This is a genomic window from Kitasatospora sp. NPDC052868 (assembly GCF_044547105.1).
Taxonomy (GTDB): Bacteria; Actinomycetota; Actinomycetes; order Streptomycetales; family Streptomycetaceae; genus Kitasatospora.
Window position 1 is genome coordinate 107,405 of record NZ_JBITZW010000002.1, and the last position, 20,632, is coordinate 128,036.

The window sequence follows — 20,632 nt, forward strand, 5'->3', positions numbered from 1 at the left end:
GCCTCAGCCCCCGTGACCGCCCGCGTAGAGGGCGAACGCCGCACCGACCGGGTCGCGCAGGACGGCGACCCGCCGGCCGCCCGCCATCGAGACCGGCGGCATCAGCACGTCGGCGCCGAGGTTCCCGGCCCGGAACACCGACACGTCCACGTCCGCCACCGCGAAGTACGGCAGCCAGTGCGGCGGCACCTGCGGCGGGAAGCGCTCGTCCATCACCAGCATCCCGCCGAAGTCCAGGCCCGCCAGGCCCCACTGGGTGTAGGACTCGGACGGGTTGACCGTCCAGCCGAGGACCGCCGGGTAGAAGGCGGTGGCGCCCGCGGCATCCCGGGTGAGCAGCTCGACCCAGCCGAGCGCGCCGGGTGCGTTAAGCACCTCGGTACCGGCCAGGGAGTACCCCTGCCAGAGTCCGAACACCGCGCCGGACGGGTCGGCGGCGATCACGAACCGGCCGAGGTCCAGCGCGTCCGTCGGCTCGACGAGGACGCTCCCGCCCGCCCCGCGGACCAGGGCGGCGGAGGCGTCCGCGTCGGCGACCGCGAAGGAGACCGTCCAGGCCGTCGGCTGGTCCTCCCCCATCAGCGGGGCGACGGCCGCGGCGATCGCCTCGTCCAGCCGCAGGTAGGTGTAGCCGCGGGCCTCGGGCCGTTCGTCGGTCTCGGCCCGCCAGCCGAACAGCTCGCCGTAGAACCGCTGGGCGCCCTGCGGGTCGGCGCTGCCGTGCTCGACCCAGCAGGGTCCGCCGACGGCCACTTCGTTGATCTTCATCCCTCGTACCCTCCTCGGTCGTTCAGCCGATTTCCAGGACCAGCTTGCCGCGCACGTGCCCGGACTCCACCAGCGCCAGCGCCTGCGCGGCGTGCGCCAGCGGATGGCGGCCGGTGATGTGCGGGTCCAGCGTGCCGGCGGCCACCATGGCGGCCAGTGCGGCGAGGCTCCCGGAGGTGGTGCTCCGGGTGATGTAGCGCCCGCCGAGCTCCGCGACGGTGTCCGGGTCCACGGTGCTGACCAGCTTCGAGCGGTCGGCGAGCGTCTCGGCGGCGGCCCGCAGGTCCTCGCCGCCGACCAGGTCGAGGATGCCGTCCACGCCGTCCGGTGCCGCCGCCCTGATCCGCTCCGCCACCCCGGCGCCGTAGCGCACCTGTACCGCGCCCAGCGACTCCACGTGGCCCCGGTTGGCGTCGCTCGCCGTCCCGATCACCCGCAGGCCCCGGCTGCGGGCGATCTGCGCGGCGGCGCTGCCGACCCCGCCGGCGATGCCGAGGATCAGCAGGGTCCGCCCGGAGCCGAGCCCGACGTCGCGGACCCCGTCGTCGGCGGCCGCGGCGGCCACCGGAAGCGCCGCCGCCTGGTCGAACCCGACCCCGGCGGGCTTGCGCGCGCTCTGTGCGGCGACCAGCAGGGCCTGCTCGGCGTAGGCGCCCGCCGCGGTGACCCCGAACACCTCGTCGCCCGGGGTGAACCCCTCGACGCCGGGGCCGATCCGCTCCACCACGCCCGCCGCCTCGGTGCCCAGCACGGCGGGCAGCTCGCGGCCCCGCCCGAGCAGACCCCGGCGGATCTTCCAGTCGACGGGGTTCACCCCGGCCGCCCGGACGGCGATCCGCAGCTGTCCCGGCCCCGGATCCGGTGCCGGGCGGTCCAGGAACTCCTGAGTCTGGGGCCCGCCGTAGTCGACGAACCCGAACGCCTTGGACATCGTTGATCGCACTCCTCGGGTAGGCGGGCTGCACCCCCGCCCAGCATGCGGCCGCCCGCCGCCCCCGGCCCGCCGCCGCTGCGCCGAACGGACCAGGGGCCGCGCCGCCTGCTCAGCCCCGGTTGTGGTCGCCGGTCCGGCCGTCGATCAGCTCGCGCAGGATGTCCAGGTGGCCGGCGTGCCGGGCGGTCTCCGTCGCCATGTGGATCAGCACCCAGCGCAGCGTCACCTCCTCGCCGAACCAGGACCGGCCGCGGTCCTCCAGGTCGAGCTCCTCGATCACCAGGTCGGCGGCGGCCCGCGCACGGGCGTAGAAGGTCAGGATGTCGGCGGTCGACTCGTGCGGCGCGACCCTCAGGTCCGACTCCTCGTCCTCCTCCAGGTCGAACGGGAGCGGGCCGGTCTCCCGGCCGAACGTCTCGCAGAACCAGCCGAGTTCGACGCCACCGAGGTGCTTGAGGAGCCCCAGCAGGTTCGTCCCGGACGGGGCTATCGGGCGCCGCAGCTGCTCGTCGTCCAGGCCTTCGAGCTTCCACAGCACCGCGTCCCGGTGCCGGTCGAGAGCCACGTACAGGCTCTCCTTCTCCCCACCCGTGAAGGGCACGCGCTTCGTCATGTCGCGGACCCTAACAGGCCGCCGGGCCGACGGGGCGGCCAACGCCCCATCGGTCCGGCCGAGTTCACCGCTCGGCCCACTCCCGCCCGGGAGTTCACCCCCGGGACGGTTCCTGAGTGGGCGTCAGATAAGGCCCTGCGTCAGATCAGGCCCTGCGCCAGCATCGCGTCCGCGACCAGCTCGAAGCCCGCGATGTTCGCGCCCACCACGTAGTTGCCCGGGCTGCCGTAGCGCTCGGCCGTGGCGTGGCAGGAGTCGTGGATGTGCCGCATGATCTCGGCGAGCCGCTGCTCGGAGTGCGCGAAGGTCCACGAGTCGCGCGAGGCGTTCTGCTGCATCTCCAGGGCGCTGGTGGCCACGCCGCCCGCGTTGGCCGCCTTGCCGGGGCCGAAGGCCACCCCGGCCTCCTGGAAGACCCGCACGGCCTCCGGGGTGGTGGGCATGTTGGCCCCCTCCGCGACCGCCAGCACGCCGTTGCGGACGAGGGCGAGCGCGTCCGGCTCGGCCAGCTCGTTCTGGGTCGCGCACGGCAGGGCGACATCGCAGGGCACGCCCCAGACGCCGGGGCCCTCGACGAACCGCACGTGGGAGCCGCGCAGCTGCGCGTAGTCGGCGACCCGGCCGCGGCGGACCTCCTTGACCTCCTTGAGCAGGGCGAGGTCGATGCCCTTCTCGTCCACCACGTAGCCGGTGGAGTCGGAGCAGGTGAGCACGGTCGCACCGAGCTGCTGCGCCTTCTCGATCGCGTAGATGGCGACGTTGCCGGAGCCGGACACCGCGACCCGCCGCCCGTCCAGGCTGTCGCCGCGGCTGCGCAGCATCTCGGCGGTGAACAGCACGCAGCCGTACCCGGTCGCCTCGGTCCGCGCCTGCGCGCCGCCCCAGCCGAGGCCCTTGCCGGTGAGGACCCCGGACTCGTAGCGGTTGGTGATCCGCTTGTACTGCCCGAAGAGGTAGCCGATCTCGCGTCCGCCGACGCCGATGTCCCCGGCGGGGACGTCGGTGTACTCGCCCAGGTGGCGGTGGAGTTCGGTCATGAAGGACTGGCAGAACCGCATGATCTCGGCGTCCGAGCGGCCCTTCGGGTCGAAGTCGGCGCCGCCCTTGCCGCCGCCGATCGACATGCCGGTCAGGGCGTTCTTGAAGATCTGCTCGAAGCCGAGGAACTTCACGATGCCGAGGTTGACCGACGGGTGGAACCGCAGCCCGCCCTTGTAGGGGCCGAGGACGCTGCTGAACTCCACCCGGAAGCCGCGGTTGACGTGGATGCCGCCGCGGTCGTCCGACCACGGCACCCGGAAGATCAGCTGGCGCTCGGGCTCGCAGATCCGCTCGATGATCCGGGCGTCGACGAGCTCGGGCCGGCGGGCGAGCACCGGGCCGAGGGTCTCCAGGACCTCGCGCACCGCCTGGTGGAACTCCTGCTCGCCCTGGTTGCGGCGGAGCACCTCGGTGTAGAGCGACTCGATGAGCTGGACCTCGGTCGCGCTGGGCGCGGAGGAACGGGGGGTGGCCGGCATCTGATCAGGACCTTTCGTGGTCAAGCGATCGGCAGGTACGGGGAGAGCTGCGGCACAGACAAGTCTTGCAGTGTTAACAGCAGATTTCCGGCGGCATCCACCATCTGAAACTTCGTCGGGCGATTCCCCGGCGCCCGGGCGGCCGGTGGGAACACCGGGTGGGGCGGCGGTGTTCCAAGCGCCTGGTGGGACGGGTGCCAGTGGGACGGGCGGGGTCGGCGAAGGTCACATCCGACTCCTGTTGTTCAAATTGGAACTACCTAGTACGGTCGACAACCGATCCACCACCCCAGTAACGGAGGCCCGCCCATGCCGCAGTCCGCCACGGCGCAGCCCGGCACCGCCACGGTGCGCTCGCGTGTGCGCATCCCGCTGACCTTCCCGGACGGCTTCCGCGCCGAGGCCGAGGTGTCCACCTTCCACGGCCTGGACGACGGCGCCGAGCACCTGGCGCTCGCCTTCGGCACCGTCCGCGAGGGCGCGACGCCGCTGGTGCGGCTGCACTCGGAGTGCCTGACCGGCGACGTGTTCGGCTCCGACCGGTGCGACTGCGGGCCGCAGCTGCGCGAGTCGGTGGAGCGGATCTCCGAGGCCGGCGGCTACCTGCTCTACCTGCGCCAGGAGGGCCGGGGCATCGGCCTCTACAACAAGCTCGACGCGTACGCCCTCCAGGACTCCGGTCTGGACACCTACGACGCCAACACCGCGCTCGGGCTGCCCGAGGACGGCCGGGACTACACCGCCGCCGCCCAGATGCTCACCGCCCTCGGCGCCACCGGCATCGACCTGCTGAGCAACAACCCGGACAAGGCGGCCCAGCTGGCCGGCCTCGGCATCACCGTCGAACGCCGGGTGCCCACCGGCGTGCACCTGTCGGCGAGCAACGTCCGCTACCTGCAGGCGAAGGTGGAGCGCACCGGCCACTCGATCGAGCTGTCCCGGCTGGTCGGCTGAGCGGGGCGGCGGGCCTCAGCTGATGCCGTCGGGCGGGCGGGAGCGCATCCTGAAAAGGACTTCGCAGCGTTCCTGGAGGCGGCCATGCCGACGCAGTACCTGCCGGTCGCGGTGGTGGGGGCCGGCCCGTACGGGCTCGCCACCGCGGCCCATCTGAAGGCGCGGGGTGCGGCTCTGCGGGTGTTCGGGGAGCCCATGGACGGCTGGCGCGCCCACATGCCGGCCGGGATGTTCCTGAAGTCCACACCGCGGGCGTCGAGCATCTCCGACCCCGCCGAGCGGCACCGGTTGGCGGACTTCCGCAGGTGGCGGGGCCTTCCGCCGATCAACGACCGCTACCCCGTGCCGATCTCGGAGTTCATCGACTACGGCGAGTGGTTCCAGCAGTCCTGCGTCCCCGAGGTGGAGCACTCCGCCGTCCGGCACATCGGCTACGACCGCGGGGTCTTCCGGCTGCGGCTGGACACCGGCGAGGAGGTCGCGAGCCGCGCCGCGGTGCTCGCGACGGGCCTGCAGCCCTACGCCCACGTGCCCGCGGAGCTGGCGGCGGTACGGGAGGCGGGCCTCGCCTCGCACCCCGCCGAGCACGCGGACCTCGGCGTCTTCGCCGGCCGCCGGGTGGCGGTGATCGGCGCCGGGCAGTCGGCCCTGGAGAGCGCGGCCCTGCTGCACGAGGCGGGGGCCGACACGACGCTGCTGGCGCGCACGGACCGCCTGCTGTTCGGCAGCCCGCCCGAGGCGGGCCTGCCGGGCGCGCGACCGCTGCCGGCCCGGGTCCGGCACCCCGGCTCCGACCTCGGCCCCGGGTGGAACCTGCTCAGCTACTGCCGGGCGCCCTGGGCCTTCCGCCACCTCCCGGACGACGTCCGCGCCCAGCGGGTCCGGACTGTCCTGGGGCCGGCCGGCGCGTGGTGGCTGCGCGAGCGGGTGGAGGGCTCGGGCGTCCTGCTGCTCACCGGGCACACCGTGGAGTCCGCCCGGGAGAACGGCGGATCGGTGCGGCTGCGGATCCGCGGCCGCACCGGGGAGCTGGAGGTCGACCACGTCCTGGCGGCCACCGGCTACCGGGTGGACGTCGAGCGCCTCGACGTGCTCGACCGGGGCCTGCGGCGGGCGGTGCGGACGGCGCAGGGCGCGCCCCGGCTGTCGAACGGCTTCGAGTCCTCCGTGCCCGGGCTGTACTTCACCGGGCTGGCCGCGGCGAACAGCTTCGGCCCGGTGCTGCGCTTCGTCTGCGGCACGGGCTTCGCGGCGCGCCGGGTCTCAGCCGCGCTGGTCGGCGGTCCGCGCGCCTGAGGGCCGGACCGCGGCCACCACCGCGCAGCGGATCCGGCGGGCGACGTACAGGGCGGCGCGGCCGCCGAACCGGGCGGCCTCGGCGGCGGCGGGCGCGGGATCGTCCGGGCAGAGCCAGGCCCGCTCGGTGCCGCGCTGCGGCGCCACGCCGCACGGCAGGCGGCGCCGGCGCCAGGCGGCGGAGCCGGCCGAGAGCAGGTCGAGCTGGCCGACGGTGTAGCCGCGGTCCAGTTGCGGCCCGCGCGGTACCGGGCGGCCGGTGAGCGACAGGTGCAGGGCGCGCACCACGTCGACGCCGTCCGCCGTCTCGAACAGCCGGAACTGGGCGCCCGTGCGCGGGTTGAAGTCGACCAGCTTGTAGCGGCCGTCCCGCAGGTCGAGGCGCCAGTCGAGGTCGGCGATCCCCTGGTAGCCGATCCGCCGGCAGAACCGCTCGGCCAGTTCGGCCAGTTCGGGGTTGGCGACGGCGCGGGCCCGGGTGGTGACGCCGGCCTCGGGGGGCCAGGAGCGCAGTTTGACGCCGGTGAAGAGGACCAGCGGTGCGCCGCCGGGGCCGCAGGTCAGATGGGTGAACCAGTCCTGGGCCTGGTCGGCGGGCAGGTACTCCTGGGCGAGTACCGCGAGCGGCGGGCCGCCCGGCGGGCAGAGCTCCAGCAGCCGGGCCTCGTCGCGGACGACGGTGGTGTGGCCGACCACGGGGCGTTCCAGCCGGGTGAACGGCTCGCGGTTCTTCAGGACCAGCGGGTAGCCGAACCGGCCGGCGGCGGCCCGCAGTTCGGTGCAGTCGGCGGGCGCGCAGGCGCCCGGGGTGGGCGTGCCGGCGGCTTTGCAGAGCCGGTACAGGCCGACCTTGTCGGCGAGCCTGCGGGGCAGGCCGGGCTCCACCTGGGGCAGCAGGAGGTCCGCGGAGAGCTCCGCGGCGTGCTCGGCGAGCAGGACCGCCGCCTCGTCGTCGGTGGCCACCGCCACGGCGCGCCGCCCGGTGCGCCGTCGGACCTCGCCGGCCGCCTCCCGCAGGGCGGCGACCAGCCGCTCCGGCGGCTCGCAGCCGGTGGTGGGGCGGACGATCGCCCCGGCGAGGTAGCGGGAGACGGCGGTGGGGGTGAACCGGTCCTCGACCATCGCGTAGACCGGGACGCCGAGCCGGCCGAGCGTGCGTGCGGCGCCGACGGCGCTGTGCGACTGCGGGTAGTGGCCGACCTTCACCAGCAGGGCCGGAACGGTGCGGTCCGCATCGGGACGGCTGTGTGCCATGACGCTCCCACCTCCTCAGTGCTGCCACACCTGGACCCAGCGCACGCCCAGCGCGGCCGAGTCGGTGCCGGCGGGCGGCGACTGCAGGTACCCGACGGCCAGGTTGATGACGATCTCCATGGCCACGTTCGGGATCCGCGAGGGGTCGGTGACCTGGAACCACTGCCTGCCGTCGATGTACCAGGTCACCGCGTCCGGCTCCCAGTCGACGGCGAAGACGTGGTAGCCGGAGGCGAAGTCGGTCGGCCCCCAGTTGTCGCCGACGTGCTGGTCGGATCCGTCGGCGCCGCGCCAGTGCAGGTTCATGTGGGCGTACTGGCTGGTGTTGGGGAACTCGGCGACGTCCACCTCCGGCGGGGTGCCGCGGGTGTCGGCCGGGATCAGCCAGAAGGCGGGGAAGAAGCCGTCCGGGTTGGCCGGGACCTGGATCGAGGCGGCGAAGTAGCCGTAGGTGAAGGTGTGCCGCGGTTTGGCGTTCCAGTTGTCCCGGCCGGTGCTGATCATGCCGGAGACCCAGGGGTACGCCTGGCCGTCGCCGCCCGTGACGGCCCTGCGCTGCGCGGTGAGGGTGAGCCGGTCGCCGCCGACCTTGACCTGGCCGGGCTGGTACCACTGCTGCTCGTGGTTGCCGGCGTTGGTACAGCCGTTGTCGTTCCAGTCGTAGCAGGTGGTCCAGGCCGACCGGTCGAGGGTGGATCCGGTGAACGCGTCCTGGAACGCCAGGCGCCAGCTGCCGGCGGCGGCCGGCTGGCCGGGCAGGGCTCCGCCGAGCTGTTCGGCGGCCGGGCCCGAACCCGGCTGCACCACCGCCGTCCTCGGCCCGGAGCCCGCGGTGGCGCCGGAACAGGCCGTGGCGAGGACCAGCAGGGCGGCCACCGCCATCCCGCCGGCACCGTGCCGCAGCCGGCGCCGCCCCTTCTTCGAGCGGTCGGACTCCGAGCGGTCGGCCTGCGAAGGCCCTGCCCCCTCAGACCCGGACCGCTCCGCCCGGCCCGCCCGGCCCGCCCGCAAGCGGCCCGGCCAGGGGGGGTGCGGCAGCAGCGCGAGCAGCGTGCCGACGACGGCCAGGACGGCGATCGCCCGGCCCGCCGTGAAGGCCCCGTAGCCCAGCAGCGCGACGGCGACCAGCGTCGCCAGCGCGGTGCTGATCGCGACCGCGAGCGAGGCCGCGGCGATCCGGTCAGGCCCGCCGGCCGTCCGGGCGATGGTCGGACGCGCCAGCAGCGCGGCCGTCCCCGGGCCGACCAGCAGGAAGCCGGCGGTCAGCGCGACCCGCAGCGGGTTGGCCGGCGGCAGCGCGGTGGCCGCCAGGGCCACCCAGCCGAAGAGGGCCAGCAGCAGGCGGGGCACGGTCCGCGGCGACGTCCTCATGGCGTCCCACTCTCGCTGAAGAGGCTCTCCGGGGCGACCGGGGCGGTGTGTCGGTACACCACCGCGTCACCGTCGGTGAACACCACGCGCAGCGTGGACGAGGCCGAGGCGGCGGCCCTGACCCGGTCGACGGTGTCGGCGGGCAGGATGCCGGTCAGCTCGCACTCGGCGATCTGGGCCCTGGTCAGCACCAGGTAGGAGGGGCCGGTGATGGCCGGGTCGGCGAGCGCGGCCTCCACGGCCGCGCCGGGGTCGGTCAGCAGGTGCCGGCGGTCCTCGGGGGTGCCCAGGGCGAGCGCGGCGCGGCTGTGTTCGTCGTACCGCTCCTCGCCGCCGGGCAGGTCGGCGGTGATCGAGATGATCCGCGACCCCGGCGGCGCGGTGTGCGCGACGTACCGCAGGGCGGCGACCTCGCCGGGGGTGAAGCTGTTCATCGACTCCTTGCTGTAGTAGCCGAAGAGCAGCCCGCCCAGCAGGGAGAACAGGACGGCCGTGGTGAGCCCCCAGTGGAGGACGGGCAGCGCCCGGCGCACCCCGCGCGGCCGGACGGGCGCCCGGGCGCCGGACGGGATCACCAGGGTGGCGGCCAGCAGGGCGGCGGCGGGCAGCGCGAACAGGTAGGCGCGGAAGACCATCTCGCCGCCGTAGTTGTTGGCGAGCAGCAGCGGGACGGGCGCGCACAGCAGCAGCGGCAGGTTGGTGCGGCGCACCCAGCGGTGCCGCACGACGGCCGCCACCGCCAGCAGCAGCACGGCCGCGGTCAGGCCCCGGTCGACCCAGGACGCGAACACCTGCGCGGCGGCGGGCTGGGCGAGCCGCTGCAGGCCGGGGAGGGCGTTGCTGTCGGGGGAGGCCAGGGCGGCGACCAGGTTGTCGATGTTCCTGGCCAGGTAGGGGCGCGCGACCGTGGCGTCCCAGGCGAAGGTGATGGCGACGGCGGCGGCCAGGGCGGGCAGCACCACCCGGCGGTTGCGGCGCCGCAGGGCGAGCATCAGCAGGGTGCTGATCAGCATCAGCGGGGTGAGCTGGTGCGAGCAGACGATGGCCGCGATCAGGACCAGCAGCAGGGCGAACGGCAGCGGCCGCCAGCCGGCCCGGGCGGGCGTGTCGGAGACCCAGGTCACCGCCCGTGCCCCGGTGCCCTCCCCCGGCGGCGCCCCGTCGGGGGGCTGCGCGGCGCGGGCGGCGGCCAGCCGGCGCAGCACCAGGGCGAGGACGGCGAGGAACAGCAGGTAGGTGAAGGCCTGCGGGGAGAAGTAGTCCTGCCCGACCCAGGAGGCGCTGAAGTAGATCCAGATCCCGCCCCAGACCAGTCGGCGGTCCTGGGTGACGGACCGGAAGACCAGCAGCAGCGGGCCGAGCAGCAGGACGTTGGCGAGCACCGGGTACCAGGCGGCGTAGCCCAGCGAGGAGTGCAGTCCGGTGGCGCGCAGCAGCAGGACGTTCAGCTGGAAGAAGCCGGGCCACTGGTTGTAGATGTCGAGTTCGCCGGCGTGCGGCACCGAGCCGTCGTGGCGCAGCATCGCGTCGACCACCATCACGTGCTTCCACGCCCAGGCGTAGCGCAGCGTCGGGTACAGCAGGGTGGGTGTGGCGTGGATGAAGGCGATGAGCGCGAGGACGTAGCCGGCCGCCCAGCGCTGGCGGATCCGGGGGTCGTGCAGGACGGCGACGAATCCGGTGACGAGCAGGGCGAGGCCGGCCCAGTAGAGCACCGGCAGGACCTGGAGCAGGCCGAGGTCGCCCATCCGGTCGATCCGGACCCGGGGCAGGGCGAGCGCCCAGAGCAGCAGCGCCGCGGGCAGGGCGCCGCGGGCGAACAGGCCGAGCGGCCCGATCGGCCGCCCGCCGCCGCGCGGGCCGCGGGACGGTGCGTCCCCGCCCGCCGGGGTCCGGGCCCGGGTCACCTGGTCAACCATTGGAGGGCCTTCCGACCGGACTGCCGACGGCGGTGCGCAGTCGGCGGTAGTTGCGCCAGAGCCGCGTGTAGAGGCTCTCGGGGACGGGCCCGGTCCGGGCGCCCCGGCCGGCCGCCCAGTCGTGGAAGACCCGGTCGGGGGTGTCGCTGCGGACCATCAGCCGGCAGATCCGCAGGACGGAGTCGGAGGCGGAGCTGAACTTGTTCTCGACCGCGGTGGCCGAGGTCCAGCCCGCCTCGCGGACCTTGCGCCGCACGGCGGGGCTGGAGTAGCCGTGCGGGTAGGCGAAGGCGCCGACCTCGTGGCCCAGGGCGTCCTCCAGCCGCTGCTTGCAGACGACGATCTCGTCGGTGCAGCGCTGCCCGTAGACGGTGTCCAGCTGGGCGTGGGTGACGGAGTGGCCGCCGATCTCGACGCCCATCGCGTCGAGGGTGGAGATCTGGCGCCAGTTCAGCATGTCCGCGGGCGGGAAGAGGCTGCCGGTGGGGCGGCCGCCGGGCGGGTGGACGGCGCCCACGGTGACGTAGAGGGTGGCGGGCAGGCCCCGTTCGGCGAGCAGCGGGGCGACCGTCCAGTAGAAGTCGGCGAAGCCGTCGTCGAAGGTGAGCACGGCGGCGCGGGGCGGCAGCGGCGGGCCGCCGAGGATCGCGGCGACGAGTCGGCGCAGGGGTACCACCGGCAGGCCGCTGTCGACGATCCAGTCGAGCTGTCGGCGGAACGTCTCGGGGGTCACGGTGTAGGGGGCGATCCACGGGGGCGGATTGTCGGACACCGAGTGGTAGAGGAAGACCGGTACCGCTCTCATGTCCGCCTCCCCGTCACGGATGGGCCGGCGGGGGCCGGGCGCCCGGTCGGGGCGGCGGGGCCGTCGGCGGGGCGGCCGGGACGGGCCAGTCGGCCGGTGGTGTACCCGACCGCCGCCAGGCAGGCGCCGGTGCCGAGGGCCGCGGCGGCCCGCAGCCGGCCTGCGCGCAGGGCGCTGCCGACGGCGGCGGGCAGGGTGTGCCGCACGTAGCGGCGCTCGCTGGAGAGGGCGGACCGGGTGCCCGCGTGCCGGGCGACGACGGCCTTGGAGCGGCCCTCGGCGTAGCAGCGGGCGCTGAAGTAGCGCCAGGTGGCGCGGGCCGGCGGGACGTGCTGGCGGACCACCGCGGCGGGTTCGTAGCGCAGTTCGCGGCCGGGGTGGCGGGCGGTCAGCCGCAGGCAGAGCTCGGTCTCCTCGCAGCCGAACGGGCTGGTGCCGATCCGGCCGAGGTCGCCGCGGAAGCCTCCGGCGGCGACCACCTCGGCGCGGCGGAAGGACATGTTGGCGCCGATGAAGTTGCGCACCGTGCCGGTGGCCTCGAGGGCGCCGGGGTAGGAGCAGCCGACCACCCAGTCGTACTCGGGCGGGAACCAGTCGGGGCGGCCGGTCTCCCACCAGGACTCGACCGGGCCTCCGACGCCGATCACCCGCTGGTCGCGGTAGGCGGCCAGCAGTCGGCCGGTCCAGTCGGGTGCGGCCACGGCGTCGTCGTCGAGGAAGGCGACCACCTCGCCGCGGGCGGTGCGGACGCCGGTGTTGCGGGCGCCGGAGACGCCCGGTTCCTCGGGGCTCTCCACCAGGCGCAGGCCCGGGCGGTCGGCCAGCCGGGCGGTGAGCTCGGGGCAGTGGTCCACCACGACGACGGTCTCGTCGGGCCTCAGCCGCTGGGCCTGGAGCGAGTCGAGGGCCGCGCACAGGTCCTCCCAGCGGTCGAGGGTGTAGCTGCAGACGACGACGGACAGGGTCGGCGAGCTCTCTTCGGTACCCGGACCGGGCTTCGGCACGGTGTTCATCACGATCTCCGATCGGGGGACGGAAGCCAGCGCGGGAGGGCGACCAGCAGCGGGAGGGCGAGGACCGTGCCGGCGAGCAGCCAGGCCAGGCCGACGCCGGTGAGGCCGAGGACCGGCAGCAGTACGGCGGTGAGTCCGATGACGAGGACCGCGTAGACCAGCTGCAGCCCGATCATCCAGCCGAGGGCGCGGCGTACCCGCGCCACGTCGATGGCCATGCTCAGCACGACGTTCGGCAGTGCGGAGAGGGCCATCAGCCGCAGCACCGTGGTGCCGTGCTCGGCGTATCCGGGGCCGAACAACTGGAGCAGCCAGGGCGCTCCGGCGACGATCACGACGACGGCGCCGAGCACCAGCAGTCCGGTGTGGCGCAGCATCCGGCGGGCGTGCTCGGAGAGCCGGTCGGGGCGGTCCGCGGCCTCCACGACCAGTGAGCTGCCCATGCTGTAGGCGGCCATGTAGAGGCTGTCGGCGATCACCCAGGCGAGCGAGTAGTAGGCGTTCTGCTCGGCGCCGAGCATGGCGAGGACCATCAGCGGTACGACGCTGCAGGCGGCGATGCCGGAGATGTTGCCCAGGTAGTCCGCCATCGCGTACCGGGCCACCCGCGGGGGCGCCGGTGCGCTCTCGCCGGCCGCCCGCTGGTGGGCCGGGATCGCCCGGCGGAACAGCACGACGTTGGTGAGCAGGACGGTGACCAGCAGGGCCGCCGCCCAGGAGACGAGGATGCCGGTGCCGACGGCGAGCACGGTGCAGACGGCGAGTGCGCCGGCCTTGGCGACGGCGAACATCGCGTTCTCGCCGAGGACCCAGCCGGTGCGCCGCAGGCCGGTGAGGGCGCCGTCCTGGAGGACGAACAGCGAGTAGCCGGCGGTGACGACGACGAACGCGACGGCCATCACCGGTTGGCGCAGCGAGTCCAGGCTCGGGGAGAGCCAGGGGATCAGCAGCAGGAAGAGGATCGCGGCGAGGCTGCTGGCGGCGATGCTGGCGAGGTAGCAGCGCATCACCAGCCGGCGGGTGTGCCGGCCGGCCCCGGGCAGGAAGCGCACCAGGACGCTGCTGAGGTTGAAGCGGCCGAGGGCGGACAGCAGCCCGGCGGCGGAGACGGCGGCGTAGCTGAGGCCGACCGTCTCGGCGCTGTACCAGCGGGTGGCGAACACCCAGAAGACGGCGCCGAGGGCGGCCGCGACGATCGAGCTGGCGAGCAGCATGTGGCCGTTGCGCAGCAGTGGCTCGCTGTCCAGGTGGACCCGGCCGGCCCGGACCCTGGCCCGCAGCAGGGCCGGGTAGGAGCACTGGCAGGGAAGTGGCAGCGGGCAGGAGCAGGGCCGCCGCGCGGGGGCGGTGGTCCGGGTGCTGAGGAGTTGCATCAGGACCAGTCCTCGGCCCGGTACCTGCGGTCCTGCCGGAGGCTGACCAGGTAGCTGAACGGGCCGTAGCACAGGCCGCGCAGTTCGAGCCGGCCGAGCCGGGCCAGGGCCGGGTCGGGGGCGTCGCCCGGTCCGGAGGCGGCCCGGCGCAGGGTGTACCGGGCGCCGGCCGGGAGCCGGCGGAGCAGCTCGGCGAGCAGGCCGGGCCGGTGGGTGACGGCGGCGGTCAGGTAGGCGCCGAGGCCGGTGCCGAAGCCCTGGATCTGGGCGTCCAGCGCCGCCATGGTGCGCCGGTGCCGGTGCCAGACGACGGCGTCCGGCCGGTAGCCCAGGGTGTGTCCGGCGACCAGGACGCGCAGGAAGGCGAGCAGGTCCTCGCCGCCGCGGGTCGGGGTGCCGGCGCCGGTCGCCGGGTCGAAGCCGCCGATGCCGCGGATGACGGAGGTGCGGAAGGCCATGTTGGCGCCGGTGCCGAAGCGGCCGGCGGCGAACGGGAAGAGCGGGTCGCGGCGGTTGGCGCGCAGTGACCAGTCGCGGGCGGTGAAGCCCTTGCCGAAGCCGCAGTACCGTTCGAAGACCGCCTGGGCCTCGGTGTCGAGTTCGGCGGGGACGACCAGGCCGGTCACGCAGGAGATCCGGCGGTCGGTGCGGAAGGCCGTGGCGAGGGCGCTCACCCAGCCGGGGTCGGCCAGCGCGTCGTCGTCGGTGAAGGCCACGAACTCGCCGCGGGCGGCGGACAGGCCGCGGTTGCGGGCCCGGGACAGGCCCGGGACGGGCTCGCGCAGGTAGCGCAGCCGGCCGGGGGCGAGGGTGCGCACGAGCCGCTCGGTGGCATCGTCCTCGGGGGCGTTGTCGACGACCAGGAACTCGGCGGCGGGGTAGTCGGTGCGCAGCAGCGCGCTCAGGCTGTCGCCGAGCAGGGTGGGGCGTCCGCGGGTGCAGACGATGACGCTGACCAGTGGGGCGGGGGCGGGCGGGGGCGCCGGTGCGGCGGCGGGCGGCCCGGTGGCGAGGTCCCGTTCGGCGGCCTCGACGAGGCGGCGGCGCAGTTCGGCGCAGTCCCGGGGGCCGTCCGGCCCGGCGTCCGGGGCGAAGGCGTCCGGGGCGAAGGCGTCCGGGGCGAGGGCGTCCGGGGGGAGGGTGACCAGGCCGAGGGGTCGGCCGGCCCGGCGGACCAGGGCCACGATGGACCCCTGCGGGCGGACCGGGGCCGTGAAACCGGGCCGCCACGGCCCACCGGGCCGGTCGAGATCGAGTTCGACCACCTGCGCGGGGACGGGCAGGGCGGTGGCCGGTCGCGTGGTGGCCGACGGCGCGGTGGCCGTGCCGCCGGTCATGACGCGCCTCCGGTGCGCGCGCGGTGGTCGCCGGTCCGCACGGTGTGCTCGTGCCAGAGGCTGAGCAGGTAGCCGAACGGGCCGACCAGGAGGCCGCGGAACTCGCGGCGCCCCAGGCTCAGCAGGACGGACTCGCCGTCGGCCGGGCCGGAGCGGGCGCGGTGGTGGCGTACGGTCTGCCACCGCCGCAGGCCGCCGGGCACCCGCCGCAGCAGTGCGGTGAGCATGCCGGGGCGGTGCGAGACGGCCGCGGTCAGGTAGGCGCCGAAGCCGACGCCGAAGTTGAACACCTGCCGGGTCAGCGCGTCGCAGGTGCGCGGGTGGCGGTGCCAGACGATGGCGTCGGGCTGGTAGGCGACGGTGTGGCCGGCGTCCAGGGTCTGGAAGAAGGCCAGCAGTTCCTCGCCGCCGCGGGCCGGGGTGCCGGCGCCGGTCGCCGGGTCGAAGCCGCCGATGCCGCGCAGGACGGCCGTCCGGAAGGCCATGTTGGCGCCGGAGCCGAAGCGGCCGACCGAGAACCGCATCAGCGGGTCGTCCGGGCGCTCGCGCAGCGACCAGTCGCGGGCGGCGAAGCCGCGCGAGTAGCCGCCGTACTGTTCGAGGGCGGCCTGCGCCGGGGTGTCGAGCTCGGCCGGCAGGACGAGCCCGGTGACGCAGCCGATCCGGTCGTCCGCGCCGAAGGCGCCGGCCAGCGCCTCCACCCAGGCGCCGTCGATGATCAGGTCGTCGTCGGCGAACGCCACCACCTCGCCGCGCACCTCTGACAGTCCGCGGTTGCGGGCCCGGGAGAGGCCCGGCACCGGCTCGCGCAGGTACCGGACGCGGTTGCGGTACCGCGTGGCGACGAGGCGTTCGGTGGCGTCGCTCTGCGGGGCGTTGTCGACGACCAGGATCTCCGTGTGCGGATAGCCGTTCCGCAGCAGGGAGTCCAGGCAGCTCCGCAGTTGATCGGTCCGGTTGCGGGTGCAGATCACCACGCTGACCGTGACCGGGCCCGCGGGCACCCGGGCGCGGCCGACCCGACCGGGACGCGCCGCGGGTGTCGCGGTGGACAGGGCGGGAACGCGGAGTTCCCGGTGAGCGGCGTCGACCAGCGCCCGGCGCAGCGCGGCACCTTCGCCGGCTGTTCCGGTGGCCTTGACCAAGCCGAGCGGGTGTCCGTGCAGTCGCACCAACGCCAACACGCGGCCGGCCGGGTCGACGGTGCCGAGACCGCCGGGCGGGCGCAGCCCGCTCGGTTCGTCCAGATCCAGCTCGACGACGCGGACGGGGGTGTAGAGCGAGTCGCGGGCGGCAGGGCGCGGGCAGGCAGCTGCGGTGCGCCGGTCGGAGCCATTCATCATCGCTCCCCCGTGGAGGCGGCCGCCGAGGACCGGGCGCCGGGACGCTCGGAGATCAGGGTCCGCAGCACCCGGCGTCCGTCGGAGACGGCGTGCAGGTGGGATCGACCGCTGCGGCGGGGAAGTTCAAGGCTCGGCACCTCGGCGATCCGCAGTCCCGAACGCAGCGCGTGCGCGATCATCTCGGCCTCGATCTCGAAGCCGGTGGAGCGCAGGTCGAGGGCGTCCAGGAAGGAGCGGCGGAACGCGCAGTAGCCGTAGCACAGGTCGGTGAGGCCCGCGTCGTAGAGGCGGTTGACGACGGCGAGCAGGGCGCGGTTGCCGAGCGAGCGGATCCTGGTGAGGTCCAGCGAGCCGCCGCCGGCGATGCACCGGGAGCCTTTGACGAAGTCGAAGCCGTGATCGAGGAAGTGCAGGAAGTGCGGGATCTCGCCGGGCCACATGGAGCCGTCGGCGTCCATCATGACGACGTACTCGCCGGTGGCGGCGGCGAAGCCGGTCCGCAGGGCGTTGCCCTTGCCCGGTCCGCGCTGCTCGACGCTGCGCACGGTCGGCAGGCAGTGCCGGGCCATCGGGACGGTGGCGTCCACGGACGACCCGTCGACCAGGATGACCTCGTCGACGCAGCGCGGGATCTGCTCGAACACCCAGGGGATGTTGCGGGCCTCGTTCCGGGCGGGGACGACCAGGCTGACGCTGTGTCTGCTGACGGCGCCGTCCCCGGCGCGGCGCATCGGGCGCCGGAGGGTGACCTGGTCGCCGGCCCGCCGCAGCGGATGGCCGTCAGGCGCGTACGCGAGGACGTGAGGAGGCAGGGCGGTACTCATCGGGGTCGGCCTCTCCGGGGGAGGCGGCGGGCGGCGCCGGAGAGCGGCGCGGCCCCTGGTGACGGGGCGGTCCCGCGGCGCGACGGAAAGCGCCGGGGCGGGGCCCCGGGAGGGAAGTCCCTGGGGGGACGAACTACGGAGAGCGACCGTGGCGGCGGGTGGAGTGCGGGCCGCCGGGCTCTCGGGCGCCGAGGCGCCGGTGTGTCGAACTGGCCAACGTGCCTCCCGCACCGGGGGTGCGGGGTATGCCAGGGCCTCATCGTGCCCAGGTGACCTGCGTCACGTCAAGGGGGTTTGTCCCATTACTTTCTGTTTTTACCGAAATCAGAACGGGGCAACTCCGGAGCGGTGTCGGCGCCGGCCCGGTCCGGCGCCGGACCGTTCAGCTCTGGACCGGCCGGCCCTCCGGCTCCTCGGCGATCCGGCGGGCGATCTCGCCGGGCCGCACCGGGCGGCCGAAGTGCCAGCCCTGCGCCCAGTCGCAGCCGATCGTGCGCAGCCGCTCGGCGTCCCGCCGGGTCTCCACCCCCTCGGCCGTGACGGTCAGGTTGAGCGCGTGCGCCATCGACACCAGACCGCTGACGATCCGCCAGCCGGTGGACTCGTCCTTGGCCGGGTCGTGCAGGTCGCCGACGAAGGAGCCGGCGATCTTCAGCCCGGACACCGGAAGGTCGCGCAGGTAGGCGAGGTTGGACCAGCCGGTGCCGAAGTCGTCCACGGCGAGCGAGACGCCGAGGCCGACCAGCCCGTGCAGGGTGCGCAGCGCCTCGTCCTCGGGGCCGACCACGGTGGACTCGGTGATCTCCAGCTGGAGCAGGCCCGGGTCCAGCCCGGTCTCGTCGAGGATCCGCCCGAGGTCGGTCACCAGGGCTGCGCTGCGGGCCTGACGGACGGCCAGGTTGACGTTGAGCTGCGGCGCGTCGGCGCCGAACCGCTTGGCCCAGTCGGCGGCCTGGCCGCAGGCCTGCTCCAACACCCAGCGGCCGAGCGGCATGATCAGGCCGGTCTCCTCGGCGGTGGTGACGAACTCGTCCGGGCCGAGCACGCCGAGCTGCGGGTGGCGCCAGCGCACCAGCGCCTCGACGGCGGCGAGCCGGCCGTCGGCCAGCGCGTACAGCGGCTGGTAGTCGATGAAGAACTCGCCCCGGTCCAGGGCGGCGGGCATCCGCACCGAGACGGCGTAGCGGCTGACCGCGCGGGCGTTGGCCTTGGGGTCGAACAGCGTCCAGCGGCCGCGCCCGGCCTCCTTGGCGCGGTACAGCGTCAGGTCGGCGGCCCGGACGGCGGCCCCGGGGGTGGTGGTGGAGACCCTGCGCTCCAGGACGCCCACGCTGGCGCCGACGGCCAGCTTGTGGTCGCCGATCAGGACCGGCCCGGCCAGCGCCTTGAGGACGGTCTTGGCGGCGGCGACGGCCTCCTGCTCGCCCCGGCAGTTCTCCAGCAGCACCACGAACTCGTCGCCGCCGAGCCGGGCCACCAGGTGTCCGAGCGGGGTGAGCGCCGCCTTCAGCCGGGCGGCGACGGCGGAGAGCAGCTGGTCGCCGGTGTCGTGGCCGAGGCTGTCGTTGACCACCTTGAAGCCGTCGAGGTCCACGTAGCAGAGCCCGAACCGGGCGCCCGGGTCGGGTTCCTCGAAGAGCTTCTCCAGGCGTTCGAAGAAGGCCGCGCGGTTGGGCAGGCCGGTCAGCGGGTCGTGGGTGGCCTGGTGGCGCAGCCGCTCCTGGAGCCGGTAGCGGTCGGTGATGTCCTCCAGCATCGCCACCTGGTACTGCGGGCGGCCGTCGTCGTCGCGGATCAGCGAGACCGTCAGGTGCGTCCAGACCACCTCGCCGTCGTGCCGGTAGTACGGCTTGTCGAACTGGAAGTAGTCCCGCTTGCCGCTGATCAGCTCCTCGTACGCCTCCCAGACGCCCGGGGTGTCCTCGGGGTGGACGAGGTCGCCGACCCGCCGGCCCCGCATGTCCTCCGGGCCGGCCCCGAACAGCTCCTGCAGGGCGCGGTTGACGGCCAGGATGTTGCCGTCGGTGTCGCCGATGCCGATGCCGATCGCGGCGCTCTCGAACAGGGCGCGGAACCGGGCCTCGGAGACCCGCAGGGCCCGCTCGGCGTCCAGCCGGGCGGAGTCGGCGGCGGTGCGGATCGCCTCCTGCTCCCGCAGCGTGCGCTCGCGCAGGGCGGCCGCCCAGCCGGCCGCGAACGCGCCGCACAGGGCGGGCCCGCGGCCGTCCACGGCCGGCTGCTCCTGGAGCAGCTCGACCGCCCGGGCCAGCACCACCGGGTCGGTGAAGTGCGCCTCGACCAGCTCGGCGCCGGCCTGTGAGGCCAGCAGCGGCTCGAAGGGATCGTCCTGCTGGGCGCGGTGGAGCAGCGCGGCGGTCCTGGACACCAGTCGGCCGAGCAGGCCGGGGTGGACCGCCGTGCCGTGGTCACCGGAGAGCAGCCGCGCCCAGTCCTCGTGGAACCGTTCGGCGCTGCTGGGAACCGGTGTTCCGGTCACGGACGGAACCCCACGCCCGCCACCCCGGTCATCCGCTCCGGGTGCTGCCCGACGGCCTGCGGCAGGTCGGGGCGCCACTGCGGCAGGTAGACGACGCCGGGCTCGACCAGGTCGAAGCCGGCGAACATCGCGCTGATCTGCTCGTGGGTGCGCATGGTGAGCGGGGTGGGCGTCATCCGGTACAGCTTCTGGTGGTCCTCCGCCTGGTCCGGGCGGCCCTCCAGGGAGGCGTGCGAGAGGACCAGCGCGCTGCCCGGCGGCAGCGCGTCGCGCAGGACGGAGACCAGCTTCCAGGGGTCCTCGGCGTCGCTGACGAAGTGCAGGACGGCGACCAGCAGCACCGCCACCGGCTCGCCGGCCGCCAGCAGCGCCGTCACCTCGGGGCGGCTCATCAGGTCGTCGATGTCCCGCAGGTCGGCCTGGACGGCGCAGCTGTGCCGGTCGCCCTCCAGCAGCAGCCGGCTGTGCGCGACGGCCACCGGGTCGCGGTCGATGTAGACCACCTCGGCCTCGGGGCGGATCGCCCGGGCGATCTCGTGCACGGATCCGAAGGTGGGGATGCCGGAGCCGATGTCCAGGAAGCGGGTGATGCCCTGTTCGGCGGTGAACTGGACCGCGCGGCGCAGGAAGGCCCGGTTGGAGCGCATGATCTGGGGCAGCTCCGGCCACAGGGCCATCGCCTTGCGGGCCATCTCCCGGTCCACCTCGAAGTTGTGCGACCCGCCGAGGTAGTAGTCGTAGACCCGCGCGGCGTTCGGTTTGTCCAGGTCCGTGCCCTCCGGTACCCAGTTCGCTCGCCGCATCCTCGGGA

Annotated in this window: 17 protein-coding genes; 2 read left to right on the plus strand and 15 right to left on the minus strand. The window is 74.6% G+C overall.

Annotated features, from left to right (window positions below; genetic code table 11):
- Positions 1 to 3 precede the first annotated feature (3 nt).
- The 4 genes from ACIGZJ_RS04130 to gdhA form a co-directional block, all read right to left on the minus strand.
- Positions 4 to 768 (minus strand): VOC family protein, encoded by a 765-nt coding sequence (locus ACIGZJ_RS04130; protein ID WP_396455823.1) that lies wholly within the window; start codon positions 766 to 768, stop codon positions 4 to 6.
- A gap of 22 nt (positions 769 to 790) precedes the next feature.
- Positions 791 to 1,699 carry an NADP-dependent oxidoreductase gene (locus ACIGZJ_RS04135; RefSeq protein WP_396455824.1) on the minus strand — a complete coding sequence of 303 codons (909 nt, stop codon included), beginning with the start codon at positions 1,697 to 1,699 and terminating at the stop codon, positions 791 to 793.
- 112 nt (positions 1,700 to 1,811) lie between these two features.
- Complete coding sequence (locus ACIGZJ_RS04140; RefSeq protein ID WP_396455825.1) at positions 1,812 to 2,315, minus strand: DinB family protein; 504 nt, start codon at positions 2,313 to 2,315, stop codon at positions 1,812 to 1,814.
- 140 nt (positions 2,316 to 2,455) lie between these two features.
- Positions 2,456 to 3,835, minus strand: a complete 1,380-nt coding sequence (gdhA, locus tag ACIGZJ_RS04145) for an NADP-specific glutamate dehydrogenase (RefSeq protein WP_396455826.1) — start codon at positions 3,833 to 3,835, stop codon at positions 2,456 to 2,458.
- A gap of 309 nt (positions 3,836 to 4,144) precedes the next feature.
- Here gdhA and ribA point away from each other — a divergent pair, with 309 nt between their 5' ends.
- Both ribA and ACIGZJ_RS04155 read left to right on the plus strand, forming a co-directional pair.
- On the plus strand, positions 4,145 to 4,789 hold the full coding sequence (ribA, locus tag ACIGZJ_RS04150; protein ID WP_392931209.1) for a GTP cyclohydrolase II: 645 nt from the start codon (positions 4,145 to 4,147) through the stop codon (positions 4,787 to 4,789).
- Between the two features lie 84 nt (positions 4,790 to 4,873).
- Entirely contained in the window at positions 4,874 to 6,085 is a 1,212-nt protein-coding gene (locus ACIGZJ_RS04155) for an FAD-dependent oxidoreductase (RefSeq protein ID WP_396455827.1), read from the plus strand.
- On the opposite strand, the gene ACIGZJ_RS04160 is transcribed toward ACIGZJ_RS04155, so the two are convergent.
- The 11 genes from ACIGZJ_RS04160 to ACIGZJ_RS04210 form a co-directional block, all read right to left on the minus strand.
- Positions 6,053 to 7,339 carry an ATP-grasp domain-containing protein gene (locus tag ACIGZJ_RS04160; RefSeq protein ID WP_396455828.1) on the minus strand — a complete coding sequence of 429 codons (1,287 nt, stop codon included), beginning with the start codon at positions 7,337 to 7,339 and terminating at the stop codon, positions 6,053 to 6,055. The two genes, ACIGZJ_RS04155 and ACIGZJ_RS04160, sit on opposite strands and share 33 nt — an antisense overlap.
- A gap of 15 nt (positions 7,340 to 7,354) precedes the next feature.
- Positions 7,355 to 8,710, minus strand: coding sequence for a family 16 glycosylhydrolase (locus tag ACIGZJ_RS04165; protein WP_396455829.1), 1,356 nt, complete (start codon positions 8,708 to 8,710; stop codon positions 7,355 to 7,357).
- Positions 8,707 to 10,629: a glycosyltransferase gene (locus ACIGZJ_RS04170; protein WP_396455830.1), complete on the minus strand. Its 1,923-nt coding sequence runs from the start codon at positions 10,627 to 10,629 to the stop codon at positions 8,707 to 8,709. The genes ACIGZJ_RS04165 and ACIGZJ_RS04170 overlap by 4 nt, the downstream gene beginning before the upstream one ends.
- Complete coding sequence (locus tag ACIGZJ_RS04175) at positions 10,622 to 11,434, minus strand: polysaccharide deacetylase family protein (RefSeq protein ID WP_396455831.1); 813 nt, start codon at positions 11,432 to 11,434, stop codon at positions 10,622 to 10,624. The genes ACIGZJ_RS04170 and ACIGZJ_RS04175 overlap by 8 nt, the downstream gene beginning before the upstream one ends.
- Positions 11,431 to 12,447, minus strand: coding sequence for a glycosyltransferase family 2 protein (locus ACIGZJ_RS04180; protein WP_396455832.1), 1,017 nt, complete (start codon positions 12,445 to 12,447; stop codon positions 11,431 to 11,433). The genes ACIGZJ_RS04175 and ACIGZJ_RS04180 overlap by 4 nt, the downstream gene beginning before the upstream one ends.
- A complete protein-coding gene (locus ACIGZJ_RS04185; protein WP_396455833.1) occupies positions 12,447 to 13,820 on the minus strand; it encodes a lipopolysaccharide biosynthesis protein in 1,374 nt (457 codons plus the stop codon). The genes ACIGZJ_RS04180 and ACIGZJ_RS04185 overlap by 1 nt, the downstream gene beginning before the upstream one ends.
- On the minus strand, positions 13,820 to 15,157 hold the full coding sequence (locus ACIGZJ_RS04190; protein WP_396455834.1) for a glycosyltransferase family 2 protein: 1,338 nt from the start codon (positions 15,155 to 15,157) through the stop codon (positions 13,820 to 13,822). The genes ACIGZJ_RS04185 and ACIGZJ_RS04190 overlap by 1 nt, the downstream gene beginning before the upstream one ends.
- Positions 15,154 to 16,500: a glycosyltransferase family 2 protein gene (locus tag ACIGZJ_RS04195; protein WP_396455835.1), complete on the minus strand. Its 1,347-nt coding sequence runs from the start codon at positions 16,498 to 16,500 to the stop codon at positions 15,154 to 15,156. The genes ACIGZJ_RS04190 and ACIGZJ_RS04195 overlap by 4 nt, the downstream gene beginning before the upstream one ends.
- Positions 16,497 to 17,324 (minus strand): glycosyltransferase family 2 protein, encoded by an 828-nt coding sequence (locus ACIGZJ_RS04200; RefSeq protein WP_396455836.1) that lies wholly within the window; start codon positions 17,322 to 17,324, stop codon positions 16,497 to 16,499. Before ACIGZJ_RS04200 ends, ACIGZJ_RS04195 begins: the two co-directional genes overlap by 4 nt.
- A gap of 382 nt (positions 17,325 to 17,706) precedes the next feature.
- On the minus strand, positions 17,707 to 19,821 hold the full coding sequence (locus ACIGZJ_RS04205) for a putative bifunctional diguanylate cyclase/phosphodiesterase (RefSeq protein ID WP_396455837.1): 2,115 nt from the start codon (positions 19,819 to 19,821) through the stop codon (positions 17,707 to 17,709).
- Entirely contained in the window at positions 19,818 to 20,624 is an 807-nt protein-coding gene (locus tag ACIGZJ_RS04210; protein ID WP_396455838.1) for an SAM-dependent methyltransferase, read from the minus strand. The genes ACIGZJ_RS04205 and ACIGZJ_RS04210 overlap by 4 nt, the downstream gene beginning before the upstream one ends.
- Positions 20,625 to 20,632 lie beyond the last annotated feature (8 nt).